The sequence below is a fragment of the Chryseobacterium indologenes genome, from assembly GCF_001295265.1.
Lineage (GTDB): Bacteria > Bacteroidota > Bacteroidia > Flavobacteriales > Weeksellaceae > Chryseobacterium > Chryseobacterium indologenes_A.
In genome coordinates this window covers 356681-382294 of the sequence record NZ_LJOD01000001.1, presented here as the reverse complement: position 1 = coordinate 382294, position 25614 = coordinate 356681, and the positions used below count along the sequence as shown (strand labels likewise).

The 25614-nt window shown below is 34.1% G+C and carries 27 protein-coding genes and 1 tRNA gene; 13 read left to right on the top strand and 15 right to left on the bottom strand.

The window, feature by feature from the left end; translation table 11 throughout:
- Window positions 1-2 precede the first annotated feature (2 nt).
- From AOB46_RS01710 to AOB46_RS01695, 4 genes are all read left to right on the top strand, one after another.
- Window positions 3-1055, top strand: coding sequence for a response regulator (locus AOB46_RS01710; RefSeq protein ID WP_062696311.1), 1053 nt, complete (start codon window positions 3-5; stop codon window positions 1053-1055).
- A 79-nt stretch (window positions 1056-1134) separates the two neighbouring features.
- Window positions 1135-1515 (top strand): hypothetical protein, encoded by a 381-nt coding sequence (locus AOB46_RS01705; protein WP_241489144.1) that lies wholly within the window; start codon window positions 1135-1137, stop codon window positions 1513-1515.
- Window positions 1516-1582: 67 nt separating this feature from the next.
- Window positions 1583-2002 carry an Hsp20/alpha crystallin family protein gene (locus AOB46_RS01700; RefSeq protein ID WP_062696309.1) on the top strand — a complete coding sequence of 140 codons (420 nt, stop codon included), beginning with the start codon at window positions 1583-1585 and terminating at the stop codon, window positions 2000-2002.
- A 108-nt stretch (window positions 2003-2110) separates the two neighbouring features.
- Window positions 2111-3478, top strand: coding sequence for an MBL fold metallo-hydrolase RNA specificity domain-containing protein (locus AOB46_RS01695; protein WP_062696308.1), 1368 nt, complete (start codon window positions 2111-2113; stop codon window positions 3476-3478).
- Between the two features lie 274 nt (window positions 3479-3752).
- Here the strand turns inward: AOB46_RS01695 and AOB46_RS01690 are convergent, their stop codons facing one another.
- From AOB46_RS01690 to AOB46_RS01675, 3 genes are all read right to left on the bottom strand, one after another.
- The gene (locus tag AOB46_RS01690) at window positions 3753-4370 is read right to left on the bottom strand and encodes a hypothetical protein (RefSeq protein WP_062696307.1); all 618 of its coding nucleotides are present in this window, start codon (window positions 4368-4370) and stop codon (window positions 3753-3755) included.
- A 534-nt stretch (window positions 4371-4904) separates the two neighbouring features.
- Window positions 4905-5774 (bottom strand): AraC family transcriptional regulator, encoded by an 870-nt coding sequence (locus tag AOB46_RS01680; RefSeq protein ID WP_062696305.1) that lies wholly within the window; start codon window positions 5772-5774, stop codon window positions 4905-4907.
- Between the two features lie 267 nt (window positions 5775-6041).
- The gene (locus AOB46_RS01675) at window positions 6042-7574 is read right to left on the bottom strand and encodes a LuxR C-terminal-related transcriptional regulator (RefSeq protein ID WP_117590546.1); all 1533 of its coding nucleotides are present in this window, start codon (window positions 7572-7574) and stop codon (window positions 6042-6044) included.
- Between the two features lie 500 nt (window positions 7575-8074).
- Here AOB46_RS01675 and AOB46_RS01670 point away from each other — a divergent pair, with 500 nt between their 5' ends.
- The 3 genes from AOB46_RS01670 to AOB46_RS01660 all read left to right on the top strand — a co-directional run bounded on the left by AOB46_RS01670 (window position 8075) and on the right by AOB46_RS01660 (window position 10529).
- The gene (locus AOB46_RS01670; RefSeq protein WP_062696303.1) at window positions 8075-9775 is read left to right on the top strand and encodes a hypothetical protein; all 1701 of its coding nucleotides are present in this window, start codon (window positions 8075-8077) and stop codon (window positions 9773-9775) included.
- Window positions 9776-9847: 72 nt separating this feature from the next.
- The gene (locus tag AOB46_RS01665; RefSeq protein ID WP_316934271.1) at window positions 9848-10204 is read left to right on the top strand and encodes a transposase; all 357 of its coding nucleotides are present in this window, start codon (window positions 9848-9850) and stop codon (window positions 10202-10204) included.
- Between the two features lie 16 nt (window positions 10205-10220).
- Window positions 10221-10529, top strand: coding sequence for a hypothetical protein (locus AOB46_RS01660; RefSeq protein ID WP_062696301.1), 309 nt, complete (start codon window positions 10221-10223; stop codon window positions 10527-10529).
- A gap of 801 nt (window positions 10530-11330) precedes the next feature.
- Here the strand turns inward: AOB46_RS01660 and AOB46_RS01650 are convergent.
- Window positions 11331-11681 (bottom strand): winged helix-turn-helix transcriptional regulator, encoded by a 351-nt coding sequence (locus tag AOB46_RS01650; RefSeq protein ID WP_062696299.1) that lies wholly within the window; start codon window positions 11679-11681, stop codon window positions 11331-11333.
- A gap of 111 nt (window positions 11682-11792) precedes the next feature.
- Here AOB46_RS01650 and AOB46_RS01645 point away from each other — a divergent pair, with 111 nt between their 5' ends.
- Window positions 11793-12791, top strand: a complete 999-nt coding sequence (locus tag AOB46_RS01645; protein ID WP_185113837.1) for a YhdH/YhfP family quinone oxidoreductase — start codon at window positions 11793-11795, stop codon at window positions 12789-12791.
- Between the two features lie 228 nt (window positions 12792-13019).
- Here the strand turns inward: AOB46_RS01645 and AOB46_RS01640 are convergent.
- Window positions 13020-13093 (bottom strand) — tRNA-Arg (locus AOB46_RS01640).
- 59 nt (window positions 13094-13152) lie between these two features.
- On the opposite strand from AOB46_RS01640, the gene AOB46_RS01635 reads away from it, so the two are divergent.
- Genes AOB46_RS01635 through AOB46_RS01625 form a run of 3 tightly spaced genes read left to right on the top strand, consistent with a single transcriptional unit; the run spans window position 13153 to window position 16936 of the window.
- Complete coding sequence (locus AOB46_RS01635) at window positions 13153-14199, top strand: ABC transporter substrate-binding protein (protein ID WP_062696298.1); 1047 nt, start codon at window positions 13153-13155, stop codon at window positions 14197-14199.
- Between the two features lie 45 nt (window positions 14200-14244).
- A complete protein-coding gene (gene mtgA, locus AOB46_RS01630) occupies window positions 14245-14889 on the top strand; it encodes a monofunctional biosynthetic peptidoglycan transglycosylase (RefSeq protein ID WP_062696297.1) in 645 nt (214 codons plus the stop codon).
- 13 nt (window positions 14890-14902) lie between these two features.
- A complete protein-coding gene (locus tag AOB46_RS01625; protein WP_062696296.1) occupies window positions 14903-16936 on the top strand; it encodes a recombinase in 2034 nt (677 codons plus the stop codon).
- Between the two features lie 126 nt (window positions 16937-17062).
- On the opposite strand, the gene AOB46_RS01620 is transcribed toward AOB46_RS01625, so the two are convergent.
- The 6 genes from AOB46_RS01620 to AOB46_RS01595 form a co-directional block, all read right to left on the bottom strand.
- Window positions 17063-17872: a helix-turn-helix domain-containing protein gene (locus tag AOB46_RS01620; protein WP_062696295.1), complete on the bottom strand. Its 810-nt coding sequence runs from the start codon at window positions 17870-17872 to the stop codon at window positions 17063-17065.
- Window positions 17873-18095: 223 nt separating this feature from the next.
- Complete coding sequence (locus AOB46_RS01615; RefSeq protein WP_062696294.1) at window positions 18096-18506, bottom strand: 5-fold beta-flower protein; 411 nt, start codon at window positions 18504-18506, stop codon at window positions 18096-18098.
- A gap of 471 nt (window positions 18507-18977) precedes the next feature.
- Window positions 18978-19901, bottom strand: a complete 924-nt coding sequence (locus AOB46_RS01610; RefSeq protein ID WP_062696293.1) for a hypothetical protein — start codon at window positions 19899-19901, stop codon at window positions 18978-18980.
- A 36-nt stretch (window positions 19902-19937) separates the two neighbouring features.
- Window positions 19938-20501 carry a pentapeptide repeat-containing protein gene (locus AOB46_RS01605; protein WP_062696292.1) on the bottom strand — a complete coding sequence of 188 codons (564 nt, stop codon included), beginning with the start codon at window positions 20499-20501 and terminating at the stop codon, window positions 19938-19940.
- 70 nt (window positions 20502-20571) lie between these two features.
- Complete coding sequence (locus AOB46_RS01600; RefSeq protein WP_062696291.1) at window positions 20572-21057, bottom strand: pentapeptide repeat-containing protein; 486 nt, start codon at window positions 21055-21057, stop codon at window positions 20572-20574.
- A 39-nt stretch (window positions 21058-21096) separates the two neighbouring features.
- Window positions 21097-21360 (bottom strand): hypothetical protein, encoded by a 264-nt coding sequence (locus AOB46_RS01595; protein ID WP_062696290.1) that lies wholly within the window; start codon window positions 21358-21360, stop codon window positions 21097-21099.
- Window positions 21361-21513: 153 nt separating this feature from the next.
- On the opposite strand from AOB46_RS01595, the gene AOB46_RS01590 reads away from it, so the two are divergent.
- Window positions 21514-22323, top strand: a complete 810-nt coding sequence (locus AOB46_RS01590) for a hypothetical protein (RefSeq protein ID WP_062696289.1) — start codon at window positions 21514-21516, stop codon at window positions 22321-22323.
- A gap of 166 nt (window positions 22324-22489) precedes the next feature.
- Here AOB46_RS01590 and AOB46_RS01585 read toward each other — a convergent pair whose 3' ends face one another.
- The 4 genes from AOB46_RS01585 to AOB46_RS01570 are packed head-to-tail and all read right to left on the bottom strand — an operon-like array spanning window position 22490 to window position 25300.
- A complete protein-coding gene (locus AOB46_RS01585) occupies window positions 22490-22783 on the bottom strand; it encodes a hypothetical protein (RefSeq protein ID WP_062696288.1) in 294 nt (97 codons plus the stop codon).
- A gap of 1 nt (window position 22784) precedes the next feature.
- Window positions 22785-23465, bottom strand: a complete 681-nt coding sequence (locus AOB46_RS01580; RefSeq protein ID WP_062696287.1) for a hypothetical protein — start codon at window positions 23463-23465, stop codon at window positions 22785-22787.
- A complete protein-coding gene (gene recF / locus AOB46_RS01575) occupies window positions 23462-24541 on the bottom strand; it encodes a DNA replication/repair protein RecF (protein WP_062696286.1) in 1080 nt (359 codons plus the stop codon). The genes AOB46_RS01580 and recF overlap by 4 nt, the downstream gene beginning before the upstream one ends.
- Window positions 24542-24544: 3 nt before the next feature.
- Window positions 24545-25300, bottom strand: a complete 756-nt coding sequence (locus tag AOB46_RS01570) for a hypothetical protein (protein ID WP_062696285.1) — start codon at window positions 25298-25300, stop codon at window positions 24545-24547.
- An 18-nt stretch (window positions 25301-25318) separates the two neighbouring features.
- On the opposite strand from AOB46_RS01570, the gene AOB46_RS01565 reads away from it, so the two are divergent.
- On the top strand, window positions 25319-25594 hold the full coding sequence (locus AOB46_RS01565) for a hypothetical protein (RefSeq protein WP_062696284.1): 276 nt from the start codon (window positions 25319-25321) through the stop codon (window positions 25592-25594).
- The last annotated feature ends 20 nt before the right edge of the window (window positions 25595-25614 follow it).

The window sequence follows — 25614 nt, the reverse complement described above, 5'->3', positions numbered from 1 at the left end:
AGATGAAAAAAACACAGATACTGATCATAGAGGATAATGAGGACATCCGTGAAAGTACATCTGAGATCCTTGAGCTTGCCAGCTACGAAGTATATCAGGCATCTAACGGTAAGCAAGGCGTAGATCTGGCTATAAAACATATTCCGGATATCATACTGTGTGATATTATGATGCCGGAGCTTGACGGCTATGGTGTACTGCACCTTTTGAGTAAAAGAGAAGATACAGCACTCATTCCATTTATTTTCATAACGGCAAAAGCGGATAGGATAGAAATAAGAAAAGGTATAGAAATGGGGGCAGATGATTATCTTACAAAACCTTATGATGATATAGAACTTCTGAGTGCCATAGAAAGCCGTCTGAAAAAAAGGGAACGACAGAGAAATATTTACAGTTCCAATCTTACTCAAATTACCAATTTATTTCAGGCATCACATGGACTTGAAGAATTGCAAAAAGCATTTAATGAAAGGAAAATTAAGTCTTTTAAAAAAAAGCAGGTAATATATTATGAAGGAGATGCGGCAAGTACGGTATATTTAATCATGTCCGGTTCTGTAAAAACAACAAAAATGACAGAAGATGGAAAAGAATTTATGACAGGAGTATATGGAGCTGAAGATTATTTTGGCATTACCTCATTATTTGCAGGAAACGAGTATAAGGAAACGGCAGAAGTTCTGGAAGATGCTACCTTATGCTCAGTTCCCAGAGAAGTTATTGATCAATTGTTTTACAAATATCCAGATGTAGCAGGAAAATTTATTAAAATTCTTGCCGGAAATGTTATTAGCCATGAAGAACAGCTACTGCAGCTTGCCTATTTTTCAGTAAGAAAAAGAATGGCAGAGGTACTGCTTAAACTGCATGGTAAATATAAAGACGCTGAAAATTTTGAGATTTCCAGGGAAAACCTGGCTTCTATGGCAGGAATGGCTATTGAAACGGTAAGCAGGATTCTCAGCGATTTTAAAGAAGAAAATTTAATAGATAGAAATGCGGGCAGGATTACGATACTGGATGCTTCACGTCTTCAAAAATTAAAAAACTAATATCTGTCACTTTTTATAATGATTGTATACATTGAATAGTTCTGATGGGTTCAATACATTTGATTATTCAAAAGACATTATGAAAGTGATAGTTTATAACATAAATCAGGAAGAAAAAGAACTTCTTGCGTTGGCTAATCGTAAAATACACAAGATTACCATCATAACAGATCCTTTGAATGAAAATACAGTTCATTTTGCAGAGGCAAAAGATGCTGTCATTATCATGGGGCAGGAAAATCAACTTTCACATAGTTTTATCCTGAAGCTTATTTCATTGGGAATACAATACCTTATTTTAAGATCGGCAGAAGAGTTTTTTGTTGATTTATCGATTATTAAAAATTCAGGAGTACAATACAATATTATTGAATGTACCGATTCAAGACTGGCTGTTTCCCTGATCATTGAAGCCTTACATGGCTGGGGAAAAAGTGACCGGGATCATATGAAAACCTAACTGAGATCATGGGCTGAATGCTATTCCCATAATACCTTTGGAATATCAAACTAAAATAATTTTTATTATGAAAACTTTAGAAAAAAACAATCAGTCTCCACTGGAGAATATGATAGAAGATTTCTGGAAAAATGACGGATTTTTAGATGAGACAATGAAAAGGGAACCTACCATTAATATCATGGACAGGAATGGTGTTTATAAGTTTAAAGTATCAGCTCCGGGATTTAAGAAAAAAGATTTCAAGGTAGCAGTGGAAAACGGATCACTGATTATCAGTGCTGAAAAGAGTGCAGAGAAAAAAGAAGAAAAGGAAAATTTTGTAAGAAAAGAGTTTTCTGCTACCTCATTTTCCCGCAGTTTCCATTTACCGGAAAACATCACGTTGGGACATATAAAAGCGAATTATAAAAACGGATTGTTAAATATTACGATCAGTAAAACTAATCTGGATAAAAGAGAAGTAAAAGAGATTAAAATACGCTGATTTTTCACTATTAACTCAAAAAAATCTGTTATTCATTTAAAAATGTATTCCAATATCTTTTGATCAAGATCATTTTCAAATGAGCAACAGGATTATAAAAATAAAGAGATGGATACTATGATTATAAAATCTCTTGGAGGAGCGGGGACCGTTACCGGATCCAAGCATTTACTAAAAACTTCCGAGCTTACCCTATTAATCGATTGTGGATTGTTTCAAGGGTTAAAAGCGCTTCGTGAACAAAACTGGGAATGTTTAAGTATCGATTTAGCAGAACTCGATGTTGTCATTCTTACCCATGCCCATCTGGATCATTGCGGATATATTCCCCTTCTTGTAAAAAACGGATTTAAGGGTAAAATTTATATGACTGAACCCACGAGGGAACTGACAAAATTAATCTTGCTTGACAGTGCAAAATTACAGGAAGAGGATGCAGAAAAAGCAAACTATCATCATTATACGAAGCATCATCCCGCAAAACCCTTATACACGATAAATGATGCTGAAAAATCTTTTAAACAATTTTTTACTGTTAAGGAAAATGTCAGCATACAGCTAAGTAATCATATACACTGCAGATTCAAGCCTTGTGGTCATATCATTGGAGCTTGTTCTGTAGAAATTGTGTGTTTTGATAAAACGATAATTTTTTCGGGTGATATAGGGCGTAGCCATAGTGCTATTCTCCCGCCACCTGATTTTTTTACCCAAGCTGATTTTTTAGTGATGGAATCAACGTACGGAGACAGGCTTCATGACAGTACTAATTTGTATGATAGTTTGGCGCATTGGATTAATCATACTGTTAAAAACCATGGCAATATCATTATTCCAAGTTTTGCTGTTGGAAGAGCACAGGAACTTATTTATATTCTTTATCGGCTCAAGGAACAAAACAGAATACCTCATAACCTTCCAATAATAATGGATAGCCCAATGGCAACTTCAGCCACTGATATTATGGTTGAGTATGCTGAGTATACTACTGTAGATCATGATAAATGGTTGGAAATTATAGAGCACGTCAATATTAATAAAGAATATGCAAATACCGCGGAAATCATTCATGATAAGCAAAGTAAAATAATTATTGCAGGAAGTGGTATGCTGACAGGAGGACGTGTACTTGAATATTTAAAGCATGATATAGGAAATAGCCGGAATACAGTATTGATTGTTGGGTTTCAGGCAGAAGGTACTCGCGGAAGAGCATTGCTTAATGGATCTCATGAGTTAAAAATTCACGGAAAATATTATCCGGTAAAAGCAAAAATAGTAGAATTAACGGGGTTATCCGCTCATGCTGATCAATCTGAACTGATAGAATGGATAAGGAAATATAAGAATTCTCCTCAACAAATCATGCTGGTACATGGTGAACCCTCCGCATTGGAAGCATTACGGGTTAAAATTCAGACAGATTTGAAAATACCTGCTAAAATTCTGATAAAAGATAGGGAAGTGGTTTGCTAAGATAGCAACGATATTGTTTAATTTGTAATAGCCACGACTTTATATGCCCTCTTATTTGTAACGAATCTATTGTCATAACACACTTGAGGCTATTAATAAAGGAGCTCTTTTCAGAGGTCCTTTATTCGTTTTTATATATCCTTTATGAAACAAAGGCAATATTTGCAGCTGCTTTCTATTATTAGAAAAACTCTTAAGCATATATGTAACCGATATATAGAATATCAATATAGGAATCAGAGTGATTTGTAATTGTTGAGCTGTGATATTGTAGTTAATAGTCAATACAGTACCAATTAATTCCATCACTTTGTATTGTAATTCTATCGGCATAACCTTTTGTCCCCCCAACTGCATTTCCAATTTTATAAACACTGGTAGAAGAACGAATTGTTCCATCATCATCTTTTGCGTAAATTATCGGAATACTTAAAGCCAGCCCATATTCATTATTGTCAGGATATACTCCATTATAATGACCGTTAACTCCTCCGTTTAATGACGTTATTTTATAGATACGTCCTTTGCAAGTAGACGGATCTGGAATCGTAAAAATTACATGACTGGCCACATCTTGTGAAAGTCCATTGAAAATAACAGAATAATCTCTATCAGAAAGAGTATAATTTTTATCTGTAACAACCACCGGCATAGATAATGATCCATTCAACTGTAATATACTATTTGGAGTAACTGTGCCAATACCAAAGCTTCCGTTTGATGTAATCAGAACATCATTAGCCTGCTGTGATAAAGTTGGAGGACTTGTTATGTTGTTATCTTTTCCACCATCAATATGAAATGCTCCTTGAGGATTTTGTGTATTAATCCCGGTTTGTGCATGTATTGTACAGTAAAAAAATAGGATTACTATAAAATAATGTTTTTTCATGCTTAATTATTATTTGTAATTTAATAGAGATTATGATTTTAAAGACTATTTATAACCTTAAGCCATTGTGTTATTTTTCTAATATATTTGATGGACAAATAAACTGCAATATCATTTTCAAATTCAATAAATAATATCTTTTTATCCCAAAAATTTTCACTCATAGTGATATAGGCCTTATTGTGAGAATATTGGTAGTTGTTGTGATCACATTTTTCCAGAATTTCATTTTTTGTCATTCCGGGAGAATATTGCTTGCCATTTATCCACATAGGTCAAAAAAGAATAATAGTTTCTAAAGCTTGCGTGATGCAATCTATCATTTTAGGAGTTATTTAAAATTGCTGCCTACATAACAGCAGACAGCATTCTTTGTGTTTTTACCTTTTAAGCAAATGACTTACTTTTAGATTTTAAGCCAGTAATTAAATAGTGGTTTGGATTATTATTTCCTATGCTATTTACTGCAAAATTAGGGTATATCCTTTTTGTGTAAAAGGTTAAAAATGGACAATGGACTGTAAAAAATGGAAATTAATTTTTAAAAGAAGAAGGAGTCTGACCTGTGTGTTTTTTAAAGTACTTAATTAAATTTGAGGGTTCAAAGAAATTCAATTCATATGCGATCTGTTTTATACTCATTTTTTCAAATAGCAAAAGTCGCTTTATTTCAATAATAACTCTTTCATCTATAGCTTCTTTAGCTGCTTTTTGAATATTATATTTAATAATTCTGTTCAAAGTTTTGCTTGTAATAGCCATATTTGATGCATAAAAAGATACACTACGTTCTTGTTTAAAGTGTTTTTCTAATAACTGTTTAAATATTAAATATTGTGACAGATTTGATGTTGAATTATAGCTGTAAACATTGCCATTGTCTTCAGCTTTATTTTTGCGTTGTGTATATAGCAAAAATATACCAATTAGTTTTTGAATGACTTTCTCTTTTAAAAAATTAAAGGGAGAGGTGATTTCAGAATTTAATATTGCTAGTATTGTTAGTATTTGATTAAAAGCAACTTTATCAGGGATTAGTAATATATCTTGTGCTGAATTAAATTCAGCAGATTGATATAATTTGAATTCTTCTATCTGCTTACTGAAAAATTGTTGATTAAATATCAACATCTGTCCTTCGTATTGCGGATCTTTTTCATACTGATGAATCTGTCCGGGAGAAATGAATAAGATACTTCCTTCTTCAAGCACATATTCCTTAAAATCTACATAATGCTTCCCTTTTCCTTTAGTGACTATAATGGAAATAAAAAAATTTATTCTTTCCTTTTTTCCATATTGCTGGAACTGAGGAAGTATTTTAAAAAAACGGGATAGCTGTAATATCTGGCAGCCGTAAGGTGCTCTAACGTTTTCAAATTCTATATCTTTGATATTTTCCAATTATACGGGTAATGTTTATAAATTGATAAGAGTGTGATTTTTGTAAACTATAGTGACTTTATATTGATAATTATTTAAATAAAATTCTAAATATGAAAGTGTATTAATCCCTATCTGCGCATGGCGAGTTCTTCTGAAATTTATAAAACTTTAAACTGATAGGTTATAGTAAAAAAGATGAAAATAATTTTCTCATTAATACCATAAAACTGTTATTTGAATACGCTCTGATCTCTTGGAACAGGATTTTTTCCAAGCCCAGGTTACTCATATTTGTTTTGTCCATTCAATAATATCCTGTTCGGAACTAATATTGATGATCTTTCTAATTCTATATTTATGTGTTTGCACTGTTCTTACACTAACACTCATAAAAACAGCGATATCTTTCGTAGTATAATTAAGGTAAGAATATAATAAAATTTTTATGTGAGTTGCCGTTAATAGAGGATATTCTCTTGTTAATGTCCCATAAAATCCAGGGTAAATTTCTTGAAATCTTGTAATAAATGCTGAATCATTGGTTTTAGCTAGGTTAATGATTTCATTAAAATCATGTGAAGACTTTTCATCAACTATATTTTTACTTTGCTCTTTTTGTTTATTGTATTTATTTATTCCAATGTAAATAATAAGGCTCAGTATAATAATAAATCCGATAATGAAAAGCTGTATGGTTTTAATACTCAGTAAATTTGTGTTGTTGTGGCCTTTTATTTCCTGGATCTCTTCTGATGTAAGTTTATTTTTCCTTTCGTTTTCATTTTTTATACGCAGAAACTCCTTATAGTAAGGATTATTATCAGTATCGCTATTGGTAGCCTTAAAATTGATGTTAAGTTGGTTTAATGTTTCAGTATAGATATCAGGATAATTATCCTTACTGATTTTTAGGCCTTGAAGGAGAAATGGTAAAGCCTTTTGGTATTCTTTAAGCATATTATAGGCCATACCTGATCCGGAATAGATAATAGCTTGTGCTTTCTTATCTTTATATTTATTATAAGAAAATAAATTATTTGCTGTCTGAAAATAATATAATGCTGAATCTGTTTTTTTTTCAAACAGATAACTTGATCCAAGGCCTGTATAAGATTGAATTAAGCGTCTGTTTCTATCCTCTCTGTCTTTTATTTTAGAATAGTATTCCAGAGCTCTAATGCCTTTTTTTATAGCCTCAGCATCTTTAGCCTGAACATTATAGAATTCATGGTACGTATTCCAGTAGTTTCCAATAATTGCTAAATGGTAATCACTATTTGTATTGAGTTTGGATAGCAGAGGATAAGAATTTTTAAGCTGTGTTTCTGCTTCATTGATTAAGCCAAGATGCATCAAAGCCCATGACTTTTTTACTGTAGCTTCAATTTCTTTTTCATAAGCGTTTAGTTTTTGTGCTAATATTATGGTACTATCTGCTGATTTCAAAACATTCTTAAAATCATTAAGATCTGTATAAAAAAACGTTTTATTAGAGTAAGCCAACATTTTGTAATATAAATTATTGCCCTGCTCTGCTTTAACTATTAAGTTATCAAGTTCACTAATACCTTGTTTTGGATTACCAACTGCTTTAGTTTTTGCATTATTTAGGTCTTTTTGTAAAACCGGATCAAATTGATCTGAATTTTGCGCGAAAACAATAAATGGTAACAGCCATATTATAAAAATACTGACTCTTGAAATAATTATGTACATGATGTGCTTTAAGAAGATGCAAATATACATACCGTATAGTAATAATTTATGTTTTTTTGAATTGTTATTGTATTTTTTTCCTGTAATAACAATTGACTGCATAATAATAGTGAAGTGTTTTTTATTAATATTAGTTTTTTTATCCTTTTGGGTAAAGGTATTCTTAGTAATTAATAATATACTTATAAAATTATAAGGGGTTCACAAATTTGGGGTTTTAGAATGAAATTAAATATAATAAGTACCTAAATAGACATACTTAATTGATACTTACATGGCGTTTGAAGGGCTTATACTAATTATTTACACAATATATTTGCAGCGGAATCCCAGGTATAAATTAATAATTACGAACACCTACATGATAAATAAGAAAATTTTTTGGCGGCCTTAATTTATACGTTTTAAAACAATAGAATTTGAAATTAAGATTGGAAATCCATAAAAACTATTAATTGGTTTTTATATGGAAAAATGATAGTGGAGATATAAATTTTTATAATCCATATGTCAAAGGTTTTTCCTCATCCAACTGCCACTTTCAAATCAAGAATGATAAATCCTGATTTCTCATAGAATAATATAGTATTTAATATAAAAAAATGAAAAAAAATTATGTTTCACTCTGCTTGTTTTGTATAACGAGCTTATCCGGTCAGATTGGTATTAACACATCTAACCCACAGGCAAGTTTGGACATTGTTGCACAAAGTAGTGCTACAGCAAAGGGGTTGCTGGTGCCAAGACTCACATCTGCTGAAATTTTTGCAATGACAACTCAGAATAAGCTTGGCAGTGAACAACATTCCTTAATTGTATTTGCAACAGATACACCTTCTCACTCAACTTTTGTTACCAGCAAAATTACAGAGCCGGGATTCTACCGCTACACTTATAATGGATCTAGTCCCTTTCAGCAGTATTGGAGAAGAATGGAACCTACTGCATTTGAAAGAATTATCCAGGCTGGAAAGTCCGGGATAAGATTTATTGATGCAGATATTCAAAAATATGGGGCTATTGGTAATAATGCAGTTGATATTTCATTTAGTGATCAACTTTATGCGCCTAATGGTGCTACTGGTGATTATTCTTTTGCTGCAGGTCTTAATACTATTTCACGAGGAAATGCTTCCACAACATTAGGTACTAATACTGAAGCTGGAGGTACTTCAACTTTTGCTGGAGGAAAGAAAACCAGGTCTGTAGGAATAAATTCTTTTGCATTTGGGGAAGAATCACAGGCAACACAAACTAATTCTCTAGCTTTCGGAAAGCTTAATTATGCACAAGGAGACAATTCTAGTATATTAGGAGGCACAAACAATAAGGTAAATACTGCGGCTAACTCATCAATTTTGACCGGTATTAATAATGAGATTACCTATAGTGGCACTCCAAATTTAAATCCCACAACTTTTACCGGGGTAAATAATAGCATACTAGGTGGGGGATCTAATAAAATAACAGGTAGTGTCTATTCGAATCATAATTCAATAGTAGGTGGCAGTGGTAACTTAATAACTGAAGGACGGAGTAATACTATTTCTGGAGGAGTTGCTAATAAAATCAAACCTGGTGATGTACCATATGACCAGGTGTGGCTCTCTAACAACAACATTGCTGGAGGCTCGGGTAATGAAATTAATGCTTATGATTCCTTTATTGGAGGTGGTGATAGAAATTTAATAAAATTGGCTGGTTCTCATCTTAACTATCCAGATGGGGCAGGAAATGGAGTGATAGTAGGTGGGCAGTTCAACAAAATTATTAATGCACATTATGGTTCTGTACTTGGGGGAAGAGGAAATGCATCAGCAGGAAGTTATTCTATTGCAGGGGGGATAGGTAACGCAGCTCAGTCGGTAGGTGAAGTCTCGTTGGGTCTTTTCGGAACTCTTTATACACCTCAATATCCTGATGCCTATACATATTCAGGGTATTCAGCAGGAGTACTAAGTGATCCGGCTAATTCTAAAGATCGTTTATTTAATCTTGGAAATGGAAAAGCAACTCGAAATTATAATTATGACAACATATTTTTAACTGTTGGTAACTTCGAGGTTACCAGAAGTGATGCTTTCACAGTACTTAAAAACGGACAGGTTGGAATAGATATTGACAGTTTTCATACTAACACAAGTAATGCAAAGCTTCAGGTTAATGGAGGTATAAAGATGGGCGCACAGTCTGCTACATTATCCGGTAATATATGTGATAATAATAACAGAGGCCAGATTATTTTTGTTGAGGATAATTTTTACGGCTGTAAATCAACAGGTTGGGTTTTGCTAAATAATTAATTCTGTATGAATTTTAAGGATATACATATTGGGTATCTAATAAAGACCCGTGTTTTGGAATGCAATATAGCAATGTCACGTATAATAAAATTCTTTGATGTAGACCCAAAAGATATTGAACAGATGTACAAAGAAAAAAGTCTGGATACAGAAGTTCTTATACGATGGTGTAAACTGCTGGAGTATGATTTTTTTAGAATCTATTCACATCATATCATTTTATTTTCCCCGCCATCTTCAGGGGCGTCAAATAAATCTGGTGATGGAGCTCTACTCCCACGTTTCAGAAAGAATATTTACAGTAAAGAAATCATAGAGTTTATATTGGAAATGATCAGAAACGGTGAAAAAACTAAAAAACAGGTTCTTGACGATTATGGCATCCCTAAAACAACACTTTATAAATGGATAGAAAAATATTCAAATTAAAAGTTATAAAATAAATATGATGAAGAGACCTGATTATCAAAAGATTTACTTTGATTATATTCAAACCAAGAGTCCAGAGAAAATGAAGCAGTGTGAATTCTTTTTCCAAAAGAATGTGGTAACTTCTTTAGATGTAATTAAAATCAACACGATTATTTTTGGTTATGAAAAAGATAGCCTGAAAAACCGTTCATTTAGCGCCCCTGATATAACATATATTTTGGCATATCAAAAGAAGAATAAACTCAATAATAAGCAACTGGCAACGCATTTTAAATTAAGTAGGAATACTGTGGCTAAATGGAAAAAAATCTTTATTGTGTAGATAACACTATTCAGATATAAACTACGTATTAACTTATCGTGTTCTGTGTATTTAATTTAATATTGTTAACCACTTACTAAAATATAAGTCAGTAATTAAAATTCTATGAAATTCTTAAAAATCTGCACTCTATCACTTATTTATTGACCTATTGTCCCCAGATGATTTGGTTCCCCAGCAGAAGAATATTGAATCTACAATGAATCAGTCATTTTCCAGAATGAATATCAACTCTGATTTTGGCACCAACGAAGAAAAACTGAATATCATTTATTTCGTACCCAATGATAACCCTGAAGTTGAAGGATTATCTTTATCAACATATTCGTCAAAAAGAATTTTAAATTTTTTTAATTCTTTAATAATCTCATGTGATTTTTCTACTCGTACCTTTATTTTGTAATGCTAAATTGTAGTTCAATATTGACCAAAAGTTCTGTGAATAGAAGAGAGATTAGTTTTCGGATTAACAGAATTGGCAGGAACAGGATTGTTCAAGGTAGAATAAAAAATCGTAGTCAGTTCTGATCAACGGGATCAGAAGAAGGAAGTGTTCTTTAAGAAAGGACAGACTATAGCTCTGTACAGCTGTGAATTGCCATTTGAAATCCGACGGAATATTTCTAATGAATGTCCCCTTGAAAGTCTCCAGGCTAAAAAAAATTCCAATTCAATGAGTTTTGTAGGTGCTTTAAATCAAAAATTTATCCCCACCATTTACTTTTACTATACTTGAAGCCTTTTCTCGGCATAGATGTCATCTGGACAGGAAAGCAATTTCTTAGTAAACAATCGAATAATTTACAAAATATGTTCTTGTTGTATTTTTTTTATTTCAAGATGTCGGTATCCCCATTTTCTCATATCATTGATAATAGGATATAGGCTGTCTCCATATTCTGTTAAATAATACTCTACCCTTAGTGGAACTTCAGCAAACACTTTCCGGGTAATTATACCATCTTTTTCAAGTTCATCTAATTGCTTTGCCAGCATCCTTTCACTAATAGTAGGCAATGTTTTATTCATCTCTGAAAAACGATTACGCCCCTTTTTGATAAGTACTATTAACGTGGTTTTGCATTTACCCTTTATTACTTGTAAGAAAACATCAGAAGGGCAAACCGTTTCAATTTTTTCTACTTCCTGCATAGTTTTATATGTTTGATTATCAGCAAAACTGCACTTTATTTCAGTATATAAATAAAATGTAAGTTATTGTTTAATAATCATTTATTCCTCAAATTTACAAAAAATATTATTATGATACATCAGTTTAAAGCGTTAATGGCAAGAGAGACCAATGGTGTTTTTAATGCAAATGTAGAGCAAATTTCTATGACGGAAATCCCCAAGAATGAAGTCCTGATAAAAGTTGCTTATTCATCTGTAAACTTTAAAGACGCTTTGTCAGCCTCAGGGAATAAAGGTGTTACAAGAAAATTTCCTCACATACCGGGAATAGATGCAGCAGGTCAGGTCGTATCCTCAACTTCTGGCTGCTTCACTAAGGGAGATAATGTAATAGTTACCGGATATGATTTGGGTATGAATACCTGGGGAGGTTTTGGTGAGTTTGTGAGTGTACCTGCTAATTGGGTAATTAAACTACCAGACGGTCTTTCCCTTTTTGAGGCAATGTGTTTTGGAACTGCGGGACTTACAGCAGGTTTGTCAGTTTACAATCTCATACATTCCGGTATTGAAAAAGAGCAAGGAACAATAGTTGTTAGTGGTGCTACGGGTGGTGTAGGAAGCATTTCCATTGCAATACTCTCAAAACTGGGATATGAAGTGGTCGCAATATCAGGAAAAGAGGAATACCAGTTTATTAATCAGATATTAGGAGCGAGCTCAATTATTTCTAGAAAGGAATTTATTGAGACCTATGATCAAAAAGCGATGTCTAAAGCTGATTATTCAGGAGGAATAGACACGGTGGGTGGAAGCATTTTATCAGGTATATTAAAATCGTTGAAATATAACGGAGCTGTTACAACTTGTGGAAATGTGGCTTCTGCTGAAATTTCAACAAGTATTTTCCCATTCATTTTAAGGGGAGTAAAACTTATAGGGATAGATTCCGTTGAACAGCCTTTAGAATTTAAAGAGGAAATATGGAATTTACTGGCACATGAATGGAAGCCGACATATTTAAAAGAAATAGTGAAAGAAATTTCTATAGAAGAACTGCCTGATGTTCTTACTACAATTTTAGAAGGAAATGCCAAAGGACGATTTGTACTCAACCATTCCTTTTAGATTATATATGATTTAAACAAAAACTTGTAAACCTGTTTCAACAGGGAGGTCTTCAAACAAAAAGAACGATTGGGTGTTTGATATTTCCCCAAAAAGCCGAATTTGACGGCAAAAGTTTTCAAACACCTAAAATGAATATTGTTGCTCAGTGTATCTACTAGTATAACAACGGATTAGGAAATAAAAAAAACCGACATCGAAGAGTGAAATCTTCAAATGTCGGTCTTGTGACCTCGACAGGATTCAAACCTGTAACCTTCTGAGCCGTAATCAGATGCGCTATTCAGTTGCGCCACGAGGCCTTGTGTTATCTTGTTATTTAACGGTTGCAAATATAGGACTTTTTTCTTTTCTTTGAAAGATGAAACAGAGAATTTTACTTTTATTAACGGTTTTTTCGCTAATTGCCTGTAAGAGAGAAACAAAAATTTTGTCCTCAGACTGGACCAAAATCTCAGAACGTACCCGGTTTAAAGAGAATAACGGAACCTTAGAGCTGAAATCAGGGAATTTTACCTATAATTTTAAGAAAAATCAGACTCCGTTTAAGAGAATTATTCTGTTAAATGCAAGTATGGCCGGGTATATTTCAGAACTTGGAGCTGAAAATCTCATCATCGGAATATCCAGTCCGGAATATATCTATTCTGAGAAAATTCTGAACCTTCTTAAAGAAGGAAAAATCAAGAATGTAGGGAATGAGCAGAAATATGACGTGGAAAAAATTATTTCCATGAAGCCGGATGCTATTTTTACCAATCATATCGCAAGCTTTGATAATACGTACGAACTTTTGAAGAACAACGGAATTCAGGTCGTATTTCTGGATGAGTATATGGAACAGAAGCCTCTTGAGAAAACAGCTTACATTAAACTTTTCGGGGAATTTTTAGGAAAAGAAAAAGAAGCTGAAACTAAATATAAAGAGATTGAAAAAAATTATAATGATCTGAAGCAGCTTGCACAGAAAGCAAAAGAAAAGCCTGTTGTTCTGGCCAATGAAATGTACGGTGACGTCTGGTATCTTCCGGGCGGGAATACGTCGGTAGCTCATTATATTGCAGATGCCGGCGCCAGTTATATCATGAAAGAGAATAAAGATGAAAAAGCCTTAACAATGGGATTTGAGGAAGTATATGCCAAGTCCGGCGGCGTACAGTACTGGGTAAATGCAGGAAGCCACACTTCTAAAAAGGAAATGCTGAATATCAATCCTTTTTATGAAAAGCTGGACGTATTTAACAAAGGCAGGATCTACACCATAGCAGGGAAGGAGAAGCAGAAAGCCAATGATTTCTTTGAAAGCGGTGTGGTAAGAGCAGATCTGGTGCTTAAAGATTATATTAAAATCTTCCATCCTGAAATTTTACAGGATTATCAGCTTACCTACATGAAAGAACTGCAATAAAATCCGGACATTTGCGTATTTTTGCATTTCATTTTACGAAAAGCTATGTGGAAAAAAATTAAACAGCTGATCTTCATCGTTCTTGTCCTGAATGTAGTTTTTATCATTTGGGGTAGATTTTTCAATCCGCCTATTACCATCACTCAGATAGGAGGCCTTTTTGAATACGGAAAACTGCACCGGGATTATATTTCCTATGATGAAATGGGAAATAACGTGAAAAAAGCTGTTATTGCTTCCGAAGATCAGAAGTTCTTTAATCATGATGGGTTTGATTATACTGCTATAGAAAAGGCAATGAAATACAATGAAAAGGGAAAAAAGATCAGAGGAGGAAGCACCATTTCCCAGCAGACCGCAAAAAATGTTTTCCTGTGGCAGGGGAGAAGCTGGCTGAGAAAAGGATTGGAAGCCATTTACACTTTTATCATAGAAAAAGCATGGGGTAAAGATATTATCCTTGAAAGATACCTGAACTCCATTGAAATGGGGCAGGGAGTATTTGGTGTGGAAGCTGCCGCTCAATATTATTTTGGAAAACCTTCCAAAGATCTCAGCGCTTCAGATGCTGCATGGATTGCCGCGGTATTGCCTAATCCCAAGAAGTATGATCCCAAGAATCCATCTCCTTATTTAAGAAAGAAGCACAATTGGATCATGAGACAAATGAGGAATGTGAGTTTGAAATAGTATCTTTGTACTAATGAAATTCTTTAATTCCAGCGCAAATTTTGAATCTGTTCTTAAAAAATACTTCTCGTTTAAGAATGAGACCCTTTCTCTGGAGCCCTTTGCAGAGTTCCTGGAGAGTATTAAAAGAGCTGATTTTACGGATGTTCTTAATTTTTTAAGGAACAATCCCGTTTTTGCTGAAAACTTTAAACATTATATTCATAATATATTTAGAGGGAGACCTTTCAATCTTTCACTGACTGAAGCTAATATTCTCTCAGAAAATGCTTTCTTTCCCGAGCTTAAAAAAAGAATCCTGAATAAGCTGCTGCCGCCTGTTGAAAATGAAAAAACAGTGTGGTACATGATTGATAATGTAAGCTTAAGGCCTAAAAAAGACCTGAAATATCTTCATAATCTTCCTGAAAATGAGATTGACGAGTTTCTTACACTTCTGGGGGCTTCCGATTTTATCATCAGGCCTAATGTAAAAAAAGAACTGATTTTCTCAATGAACATCCTTTCATGGAGGGTTACGGGTATGGCTATGGAAGTGGAGGTTGTAAGAATGGCGCCTCAATACAGAAATCTGGATAACCCTTTTCTGGCCTTGCAGAACGAGCTGGAAACATTGGCAGAAGATCTGAGAAAAGACCCGGAGCTTCAGCTGCATTCCAGAGACAGCCGCTACAAGCAGATTAAAATATATGCAGAGCAGTGTCTTGAATTCGTTAATATTGCCTTTAAAAACTCAGATAAATACGGGATATCAGGCAAAATCAATCAGTCTCTGTTAAAAATCCGACAGCAGACCGAAAGGATTTATGAAATAGTGCAGCTTCTGGTGATTGATAGCGAAGCAGATGTAATGATTAAATCAAAACAGCTGATCTTCAATATCCTGAATTATAAATCCCACAAAAATAATATTGCAGATCTGATCAACGACAGTACACGTCTGATCTCGCACCTTATTACCAACCATACCGCAGAAACAGGTACGCATTATATCACTTCCACAAGGAAAGAATATATGACGATGTTCTACAAGGCAAGTGGCGGAGGGATTATTGTAGGAGCGCTCTGTGTCCTGAAAATGCTTTACGGCTATATTCCGGGAAGCGACTTCTCCCATGCGTTTTTATATTCTATGAACTACGCGATGGGATTCGTTATGATTTATCTGATGGGCTTTACCCTGGCAACGAAACAGCCTGCAATGACTGCCGCTACCATGACGAAAGTGCTGTCTGAAGAAGCCAATAATAAAAGAAATAATACCGAATTCGCCCATCTTGTATCCAAACTGTTCAGAAGCCAGTTCATTGCTTTCGTAGGAAATGTACTGCTTTCATTCCCGATTGCTCTCGCCATCATTTATGGATTGGATGTATTTTTTTCACAAAATCTTGCTGTTGAACGGTCGGATAAATTATTAAAAGATCTGGATCCGTTTAAGTCAAAAGCTATTTTACATGCGTCCATAGCTGGATTCTATCTTTTTATCTCAGGGATTATTTCCGGAAATATCGGGAACAACTCCGTATTTTACCAGATTCCCGAAAGAATTGCCAAAAACCTTTCTATCAGGAACTTTTTCGGTAAAAAGTTTGCCAAAGGACTTTCTAAATATTATGCTAAAAACTGGCCGGGTATTGTTTCCAACTTCTGGTTCGGGGTATTTCTGGGGGCAACAGCACCCATCGGACTGTTCTTCGGGCTTGATCTTGACATCAGGCACATTACGTTTGCAGCCGGAAATTTTGCATTAGGACTTTATGGTAAAGACTTCTCAGTAGATTCCTACACTTTCTGGATTTCTTTTATCACGGTGTTCCTGATTGGATTCTTCAACTTCCTGGTAAGCTTTTCGTTATCCATGTTCCTGGCGTTCAGGTCAAGAAAAATGAATTTCGGGCAGGTAAGCGAGATCTATAAAGAAATTTTCAGGTATTTCATCAAGCATCCGTTCAAATTTTTCATTCCGCTTCGTTCCGGATTAGATAAAAAAGCAGATGACCTGATGAACAGTACGGTTTCCAATAAATCTGAAAATCAGCATTAGAGATTTTATAGGTTTGAGGCTGAGGAGTGGAAAGGGAAACAATAAAGATCATCAACAAACTGTTTCACCTTTTTAAAGGAGCTTATAAGTAACAATCAATACTTCTGACTAAAGTATCCGGCCTTTCTATATAAAAAGCCAGATGTTCTCCCTGCTTGTGTCAACGTTTTTGAAAAATGCGCTTGGCTTTATATGGGTCAGCTCCTTAAAATCCCTGATGAAATGAGATTGGTCGAAAAAGAGATTTCCGTAAGATAAATCTGTAAGGTTTTTGCTCTTCTTCCGGCTGATCAGAGTATTTCTGAAACGGTGAATTTTCCTGTATTCAGATGAAGTTTTTCCTATATTTTTAATAAACAGTTTGTTGATGTACTGCCTCGACAGGTTATATTTATCTGCAATTTCTTCGATTTTCATATCCTTTTCAACATCCGATAATATCTGTTCCATTAAGGATAGATCTTTTGCCCGGAGTTTTGAAATCCAATAGTCTTCCAGTAATTCAATTTGTTCTTCCCGGTTTTGGTTATTTAAAATTTGTTTCATGGTATCCTTAAAATCGGGAAAAGGAATATAATCTGTAATGTTTTTTCGATCAGCAAATATTTTTTCTGCATCGCTCACAAAATGATTTAATCCGAGGGGCTTAAAATACAGTGTAATCTCATTGATTGGATTTTCGCAAAAAACCTCAATGGGATAATTATAGCGGAAAACCAGATCTGCCAGAACTTTATTTTGGATGGAAGGGGTAACTGTAATCCTGTTTTCTTCGAGAATTGTGTCCGAATTGTAAGTGGTGGATAAGATGCAGAAATTGTTGGGAAAAGTAAGATATTGTGTAGGATTTGAACCTTGATCGTCAGCCATAAAATAATACCCCTCAATATAATTTTTCAGGATACTGTTTTGGGGTTTATAAAAATCGACTTTCATTCATTGGTTCATTTTTCACCAGTCTAACTTACAAAATTCTGTTTAATGTTAAGCTTATTCAATGGAGAAATATTGCATTTCTATAGTTTTAGTCTGCAGGTTTGAATCCTGTTGAGATCACAAAACGGCAAATATGGAAATATCTGCCGCTTTTTATATCTGATTTAATCCGAAGGCCAGCCCGCATTCTTAACAGGATGCAGCCTTCCTACAGGTTGGATAATTAATTCATTTTGAAAAAGAAATACACGACCGCTGCCCATTCTTTTTTAACACCTCTGGCATAGCCAATTGTGCTGCGGCTGCTGTTTTCTACGGTTCCGTCATCTTTGATGTAACCAATGGTTGAACGGCTGCTGTTTTCTACCGTACCGTCTTTTTTAACATATCCTACGGTAGAGCGACTTTGGTTTTCTATAGTACCGTCACTTTTGATGTAACCGATGGTGCTGCGGCTTTTGTTTTCAATAGTACCGTCGCTTTTAATGTAACCAACGGTTGAACGGCTGCTGTTTTCTATGGTACCGTCACTTTTGATATAGCCCGTTGTGCTGTGGCTTCCCGATTCTATAGTCTGTGCACTTGCCATAGACAGACCGAATAAAAGACAACAAATGAATACTGTTTTTTTCATGGTTTAAAGGTTAAAATGGTTGTTATTTGGGTTTTATTTTCAAAAATATGATTATTCTTTTCAGTTATCTGGTGATATGCTGTAAATTCTGAAAGCTTCAACTTATTCATTACCGCAGATTCTATTTTACAGTAACAGTCATCCGTCCAAATAGCCCGATACGGCTGAACTTCATTCTATTAATACATCCGGGTTTGTATTTCTTTTTTGATACTAATTGCCCGGACAATATATAATTCAAATTTAACCTAAAATATAGAACCCTTTTAAGCAAATGAACAAACGCATATTTATCCGGTGAAAACGTGGCAGCTGAGGGTATTTCCGTTGAGGGGCATGACTTTTTTAATATAGAGGGATAAAAGTACAGATTAAGGTGTTAAGAACAATCCGCTTTATTTAAATTTTTAAAGGCTTATAATCATTTGATAAGTAGCTTTGCTGCGAAAAAAATAAAAGCAAACAGTACAATTAATCTATTCTCTGGACGTTGCCTTTAATCATAATTTTATCTTCTTTTTTATTAAAATACAGCACCTCTCTTATGATCCAGCACCAATTGTCTTTATTGTTTTTCCAAAAATATTCATTAAAGATCTGAGATATAAGAAATGGATCCAGAAAGTTTATCTTTTTTTTCATGTCCAGAGTATCATTCAGAATATCTTTATAGGAAGGATATTCCGTGAGGTTTTCAAATAGTTCCAGCGCATAGTTTTCGTTGACCAGCAGGTCATCTGCAATTAATTCATTCAGCAGCTCTGCATATTTAGGTTGCATTCTTTCATTAAAATCATTCAGGTCAATATAGAGTTCAAAAGGATATATCTCTTTACCTTCAATATATTTTCTGTAATAAAACTCATCGTATAAGATCATATGGGAGTCAGTTTCCTGACCGTTGATAAACATCTGTACGGGATTTAATGTTTTATCCGGCATAGGATGTTTTTGAGGAGGTACGGGTTCTTCAATATAATAAAGCGGACTGAAATAGTCCTGAATAACTAATTTTTCAGTCTTTAAGATGTTTCTGATTTCTGTAGCTGGCAAATCTGTTACAATAACAGGATCTTCCAAGGTCAGCAAATCTGATTCTGACTGATATATTAAAATTCCTTTATAAGAGTTATTGATCACAATTCCTTTTTCTCCTGTCTCCGGATTTACGCTGATTAAGTTTTTGCCCTCCCGGTACAGGTATTCATTAAATTCTATATCAAAAAGCAGTTCTACATCATAGCTATACACTTTCTTTTTATCATTAATACGAAAACGGGGAAAGCAGTACTGTAATACATGAGGGAGCCCGGCCTGTTTTAATGATTCTTTAAATTTTGTTATATGCAGTTTCTCTGCATTAAGGATCCGTTGTTTAATTTCTTCAAAAGTCATGGCTAGTCTGTACTGTTATTGGTTTTTTAATCATCCTTATCCACTGATTTTTTTAATTGCGGTCTGCAGCTGCTCAATAGTAGTAATATTTATGTTATCATTAATTTTTACAGGATAAACGGTACTGAATTCCGCATTTTTAAAATCAATGGCCTTAAATTGACTTTCCATAAACATTAAGCCATCCAATTCTGCTGATTCAAAAGTTGTATCTGATATGCCACAATTTCCAAAATAGCTCCATCCCAGTTTTACTTTATTGAAAATACAGGTTTCTATGGCCGTATCATAAAATTCAGTTTTCGTTATTTCATTTTCCGAAAAAATACAATTTATAAACGTACATTCATGAAACTCACATTTCCTTAAAAAACAATGTTCAAAATTGACGGAAGAAAAAGTACAGTTAAAGAAGGAGCTTCCTCCCAGATTCAGGTTTCTGAAAATACCGGATATAAATTTTGTATTACTGAAAATCGCCGTATTTAGATCTTCATTTTTCAAAATGATATCATTAAAATCTTCATCGGCTATATCCAGCTGCTGCCCGCCGTTATCGTGAAGCCATTGCTGATGCTGCTGTATTTTTATAGTCTCCATGTTTATTGATCTGTATATCTGATCCTTTTGTGAGTTTAATGCTCTGATTTATGCTGTTGATAAAAATATTTTATATTTTTTGATCAAATAACCACACTACATTTTTTTCAGTATTATCGTTAATAACAGAAAAAGAATGGTCGGTGATCTCAAACTGAGTATCATGAATGATATTATCACAAAAAATAATATCCTTAAAATTACATTTCCTGAAACTGCATGCTGTAATTTCTGCTCCCATTATTTCAGCACTGGCAAAAGAACATGAGATAAAGGAACATAATGTAAATGAGGTATTGTTTAAGTTGGATTTTGTAAAATCAACATTCTGAAATATACATTCCTGAAATGACGTTTGAACAAAATATGCAGAATAAAGCGACGTTCCGTTAAATTCAACATGGCTGTATCGGGATTTTACAGAGATCAGATCATCCAGATTAAGGCTTCTGATAACCAGGTTATTGAATTCAGTTTCATTAAAACCGGGTAAATCTTCTGCCGTGTAATTACTTTTCTCTCTTATTGCACTATATAAATTAAATCTGTTCTCCACTTTTTATATCTGGTATTAATTTTAACATCCGGAAACAGTCTATTCCTTTTCAGGAGGAAAAGGATAATCTGCTAGGGGTAATAATTCTTCTCCTTGTTGGGCTAAATATTTCTGAATTCTGCCTAATTCATAAGAATAATGAAACACTAAATCCCGGCTGGTTTCTTTAAAATCAATCGTTACAAAAGGGGAGCCTTCTATGATCTCATGAGTATGTTCAATGTGGGTATTATTTTCTTTATTGAATCTGTAGGTAAACTGCGTAACTGCTGTTGGAGCGTACATTATTGTTGTCACTTTCATTTTTATTAGTTTTTTGGTCTGTTAATTTTTCCACTCGGAAACATCCGGATAAATTTACATTTTTTAGCTGTATTTATTTTACCTTCAGAAAAATAAAAGCTTAAAGAAATGATATCAGAATATATAAGAAGTAAGAATTACTATTTTTGAAACATGAAACTGGAAGCATACACAGAACTCAAGACCCATTTTATACCCCACACTGTTTACTGGAAATTAACAAAAAGTGACAGTTATGTTCCCATAATCAATATTACCGGAAGAATTGACTCAATGGAGGAGGCAGAGTTACTGAAATTTTACCTTAATGAAGAGTTTTACGATGATACTACTTCTTATAGGATTATTAATTTTTCCGATTTACAGAATAATACAAATACTGCTTTCAGATTAAATTCTATCTGCAAAGACCGGTTTATATTTATAAAAGGGAACTTCAACATTGAGGAAAATAACGTTTTTGATACAGAATTAGAGGCTTTAAACTATTGTTCCGGATTATTGAAAAAAACATATTATGATGGAAAAATAAGAATATATGATGATCAGCGCTATAAGCCTAAATTTGTAGAAGCACTGGAACATACTCATTTCCTTTCCTTTGAAATTAAACACGATAAAAAGAATAAATTAGGCTATTTTAAAATAACAGGAGTCTATCCGGGCCCTACCAAAGACCTTGATGATGATATATTGGAAACAAAAAGAATGTATGCTGCTTTGAAGAAATTTTTAAGGTTTTCTGCGGTAAAGCATATAATTATCGATATTAAGGATTTTAAATATCAGTATTTAGACAAATATTTAGAGGATTTTATGCCTTGTTATGAAGATTTTGACAGCAACCCGGCTAAAATAAGCTATATCATCAATAAGGATACGGATACTGCTTATGGATTTGTAAAAAATTCAAAACTGTTTTTTGATCCGGAAGAAGCCATAAAAACGTTGAATATGTTATAAAAAACATCAATTATAATGAAAGTTGTAATTCATTCTATCTTATCATTAGCAGGGATTATGTACGATTGATAGAATTTATTCAATTTAAGTCCGTCAAAATAATAAATCTTTAGCCAAAACCTGTAATCCTGAATAATAACCTGTGTAAAGCCAGGCAAAAAGGGTTCTATAAAATCTTAAGATCATTAAACTTTTCCTCCCCAAACTTATCCCGGAACTTTTTAAGATAAAAGCTTTTCCTCATCTGGAAATCATGCTTAAGCAGGGGAGAATCTATTTTAATCACCACACATTTTTCTTCAATATTAACGCTCCGTATTTCACTGAAAAGACTTTTATCAAGATAATCTTCCAGAAAATCTTTGATTTCAAAGGCAACAAGCTTATCTTCAAAACCATAAATCTTTGCAAAAGATTTCACAAGTTCTGAAGACTGATATTCACGTTTTTTCTTCTTCATACTATTTTCTTTCTATAAATTGAGTGGTTACCCCCTTGCTTTTAAAAAACTTTTCCAGTTCGGGATAAAGGTATTCACAGGCCTCAATGGGCGCCAGCATATTTTTCGGAGAAGACACTATTCCCGAGCACTCAAAGCAGATTTCAAAATAAGCAAAAACTTTATCATTCTTATCATAAAACAGGATGGCATTCCTTGGGAAAAAACATCCGTTTGTAGAAACAACACTTATATAATATTTATTGCAGGTATTGTAAATCACATCTGTGAGCTCAGAAATTTCAGACCGTGTTAAGGTTTTAGATTCCTGAATATCTTCAAAATCAGAATGCTTAACAGCTTCCCTCAATTCAAGTTTTACATTTTTTTTAATGCTGTCGTAATATTTTGTAAGGTTGATGGAGTCTTCCTTTGTTTTTGGTAGTGGCGGTGGCGGGGTATAACCGGCGCCCGTTCTTTTTAAATTCAGATTATAAGAAATAATCTTTATCTGAGTTGCTTTATTAAATGGAAATCTGGTCGCTCTCTTTTCAGGGGCAATGGGTTTGAAGTCCTTTCTGAGATCACCATCCCGGTAAGAAGAATATTCTGATAACAGATCCACATTTGCTTTCTTTTTCTTCTGTCCGAAAGAAAGCAGAAAAATCACTGAAAACAACAGAATGTGGATTTTTGATGTCATATCTCAAAAATAATGCTTTCTTCGTTAATTTTCTTAACGACACTTTCCGTTCTTTCCCTGTGCGTATCTGTAATGAATATCTGTCCGAAGCTTTCTTTGTTAACCAGTTCAATCAGCTGGGAAACCCGCGTATCATCCAGCTTATCAAAAATATCATCCAGTAAAAGGATAGGTGTTTTCCTGGTAAGCTCTTTTATCAGGTTCATCTGAGCCAGCTTCAGAGAAATAAGAAAAGACTTCTGCTGTCCCTGCGATCCGGTTTTCTTAATTAAAATATGATCCATTTCAAAAAGAAGATCATCTTTGTGAACACCTTTTGAGGTATAAGTAAGCATCCGGTCTTTTTCAAGACTTTCCTTTAAAAGTTCTTCAAAAGAGCTTTCAAGAAGATGAGAATCATAAATAACCGAAACCGTTTCCTTTCCTCCCGAAATAATCTGATAGAAGTTCTGAACAATAGGGTTCAGCTGCTCTACAAAATCTTTTCTTTTGTTAAAAATTTTAGTTCCGTAGCGGGTGATCGGGTCATCATAGATTTCCAGTGAATCTTTATCCCAGGTTCTGTTTTTGGCGAAATATTTAAGCAGGGCGTTTCTCTGCTGTATCGTTTTCTGATACTGGATCAGGTCAAAAAGGTAGCCGGAATCTGTCTGAGAAATCATAGAATCCAGAAACTTTCTGCGGCTTTCCCCGGAATCCGAAATCAGGTTGGAGTCATAAGGAGAGATCATTACGCTGGGAAGGTAACCGATATGATCCGCGAGCCTGTCATAGCTTTTATCATTCTTTTTAATGATCTTTTTGGCTTCTTTGGGCTGGGAGATCTTGATAAGGTCCTCGCTGTCTTCATTCAGGATTTCAGCATCAATAGTGAAAAAATCTTCCTCCTGCTTAATATTGTTAACATCTGTATTGCCCAGAAAACTTTTTCCTACAGACAGATAATGCAGGGCGTCCAGGATATTGGTCTTTCCGGCACCGTTGTTTCCTACAAAACAGTTGATCTGTGGTGAGAACTCAAATTTCTTCTCCGAGTGGTTTTTGAAATTGTAAAGAGAAAGCTTCTTGATAATCATTCGTCAAAAATACTCCATTATTAGTAAAAATAAAAAAGGAAGTGCTGAGCAGGTTTCCACCCCGAAGGAAAAATAAAGGTCATCACGTTTATTTTCAGCGAAATAAATAAAAATATAAGTCACAATACCCGAAAGAAAAAATGCTCCCGCATATAACGGTTTAAGATAAAAAGCCGAAATCAGACAGCTGATAAGCACAAGACCATACGCAATATACTTTGTTTTCTGAATCCCGATAATCTGGGGAAAGGTTTTTACCGTATCAGCACCCATATCACGTATATCAAAAGGAAGAACCAATGCTGTTATAAAAAAGAAGCTGACCAGAAAAATAGGAAGGCTGAATTCCGGAAGCGTAAGCCAGCAGTTCATCAGTGCCCAGACCAATCCTACATAAAAAACCTTCAGAAGCGGAATTTTCCGGATATACACATCCAGAAAAAAACTGTTGTAAAGCAACCCCAGAACGACAATAATGAACCATTTAAGAAGCCTTATTTCATTGTGATTATGAATAATCAGAAAAGCGCAGGCAATTCCGGCAACAGCATTCAGGGCCACAATCTTAAGGAAATGCTTGGTGTACTGATATTTTGTATAAAGATAACCGCTGAAATAAGTGATAAAGATCAGAAGCACAGATGGAAAGCGGAATGTATTTTGCTCTTTCATAAAAAATACTGCAAAAAAAGTTCCCATTAAAGAGACATAAATCTGGCTGTCTATAATGTATTTTTTCAGTATTTTTAAAACATTCATTTATCAAAATTAATACCTATGAAAATCATCTGCAAATGTGTTCTTCTCTTTTTTACTTTTTTGTGTATATTTTCCTTTGCACAGAAGTTTTATCAAGAGCAGTGGAGGAAAATTGCAGAAAGCTATAAAGCCGGAACTTTTAAATCCAATCTGCCTCTTATTCTTGAGATTCAGAATAGAGCCGTTGAAGAAAACAATACAACGGAAATGATCAGATCCCTGAAGGCAGAATTTGAGGTGTATAAAGCTACCCGGGATTTTGATTGTAAAAGATATAGTAGGAGTTCACCGTAACAAAATCCGGCCCGGGAATT

Excerpts from the sequence above, each read along its gene's own strand:
- mtgA (WP_062696297.1), top strand. The coding sequence starts at position 14,245 with ATGTGGAAAAAAATTAAACAGCTGATCTTCATCGTTCTTGTCCTGAAT.
- AOB46_RS01580 (WP_062696287.1), bottom strand. The coding sequence starts at position 23,465 with ATGACATCAAAAATCCACATTCTGTTGTTTTCAGTGATTTTTCTGCTT.
- AOB46_RS01710 (WP_062696311.1), top strand. The coding sequence starts at position 3 with ATGAAAAAAACACAGATACTGATCATAGAGGATAATGAGGACATCCGT.
- AOB46_RS01700 (WP_062696309.1), top strand. The coding sequence starts at position 1,583 with ATGAAAACTTTAGAAAAAAACAATCAGTCTCCACTGGAGAATATGATA.
- AOB46_RS01660 (WP_062696301.1), top strand. The coding sequence starts at position 10,221 with ATGATGAAGAGACCTGATTATCAAAAGATTTACTTTGATTATATTCAA.
- AOB46_RS01670 (WP_062696303.1), top strand. The coding sequence starts at position 8,075 with ATGAAAAAAAATTATGTTTCACTCTGCTTGTTTTGTATAACGAGCTTA.
- AOB46_RS01695 (WP_062696308.1), top strand. The coding sequence starts at position 2,111 with ATGGATACTATGATTATAAAATCTCTTGGAGGAGCGGGGACCGTTACC.
- AOB46_RS01595 (WP_062696290.1), bottom strand. The coding sequence starts at position 21,360 with ATGAAAGTGACAACAATAATGTACGCTCCAACAGCAGTTACGCAGTTT.
- AOB46_RS01625 (WP_062696296.1), top strand. The coding sequence starts at position 14,903 with ATGAAATTCTTTAATTCCAGCGCAAATTTTGAATCTGTTCTTAAAAAA.
- AOB46_RS01690 (WP_062696307.1), bottom strand. The coding sequence starts at position 4,370 with ATGAAAAAACATTATTTTATAGTAATCCTATTTTTTTACTGTACAATA.
- AOB46_RS01570 (WP_062696285.1), bottom strand. The coding sequence starts at position 25,300 with ATGAATGTTTTAAAAATACTGAAAAAATACATTATAGACAGCCAGATT.
- AOB46_RS01610 (WP_062696293.1), bottom strand. The coding sequence starts at position 19,901 with ATGACTTTTGAAGAAATTAAACAACGGATCCTTAATGCAGAGAAACTG.
- AOB46_RS01650 (WP_062696299.1), bottom strand. The coding sequence starts at position 11,681 with ATGCAGGAAGTAGAAAAAATTGAAACGGTTTGCCCTTCTGATGTTTTC.
- AOB46_RS01585 (WP_062696288.1), bottom strand. The coding sequence starts at position 22,783 with ATGAAGAAGAAAAAACGTGAATATCAGTCTTCAGAACTTGTGAAATCT.
- AOB46_RS01605 (WP_062696292.1), bottom strand. The coding sequence starts at position 20,501 with ATGGAGACTATAAAAATACAGCAGCATCAGCAATGGCTTCACGATAAC.
- AOB46_RS01620 (WP_062696295.1), bottom strand. The coding sequence starts at position 17,872 with ATGAAAGTCGATTTTTATAAACCCCAAAACAGTATCCTGAAAAATTAT.
- AOB46_RS01565 (WP_062696284.1), top strand. The coding sequence starts at position 25,319 with ATGAAAATCATCTGCAAATGTGTTCTTCTCTTTTTTACTTTTTTGTGT.
- AOB46_RS01705 (WP_241489144.1), top strand. The coding sequence starts at position 1,135 with ATGAAAGTGATAGTTTATAACATAAATCAGGAAGAAAAAGAACTTCTT.
- AOB46_RS01635 (WP_062696298.1), top strand. The coding sequence starts at position 13,153 with ATGAAACAGAGAATTTTACTTTTATTAACGGTTTTTTCGCTAATTGCC.
- AOB46_RS01665 (WP_316934271.1), top strand. The coding sequence starts at position 9,848 with ATGTCACGTATAATAAAATTCTTTGATGTAGACCCAAAAGATATTGAA.
- AOB46_RS01645 (WP_185113837.1), top strand. The coding sequence starts at position 11,793 with ATGATACATCAGTTTAAAGCGTTAATGGCAAGAGAGACCAATGGTGTT.
- AOB46_RS01590 (WP_062696289.1), top strand. The coding sequence starts at position 21,514 with ATGAAACTGGAAGCATACACAGAACTCAAGACCCATTTTATACCCCAC.
- AOB46_RS01675 (WP_117590546.1), bottom strand. The coding sequence starts at position 7,574 with ATGCAGTCAATTGTTATTACAGGAAAAAAATACAATAACAATTCAAAA.
- AOB46_RS01615 (WP_062696294.1), bottom strand. The coding sequence starts at position 18,506 with ATGAAAAAAACAGTATTCATTTGTTGTCTTTTATTCGGTCTGTCTATG.
- recF (WP_062696286.1), bottom strand. The coding sequence starts at position 24,541 with ATGATTATCAAGAAGCTTTCTCTTTACAATTTCAAAAACCACTCGGAG.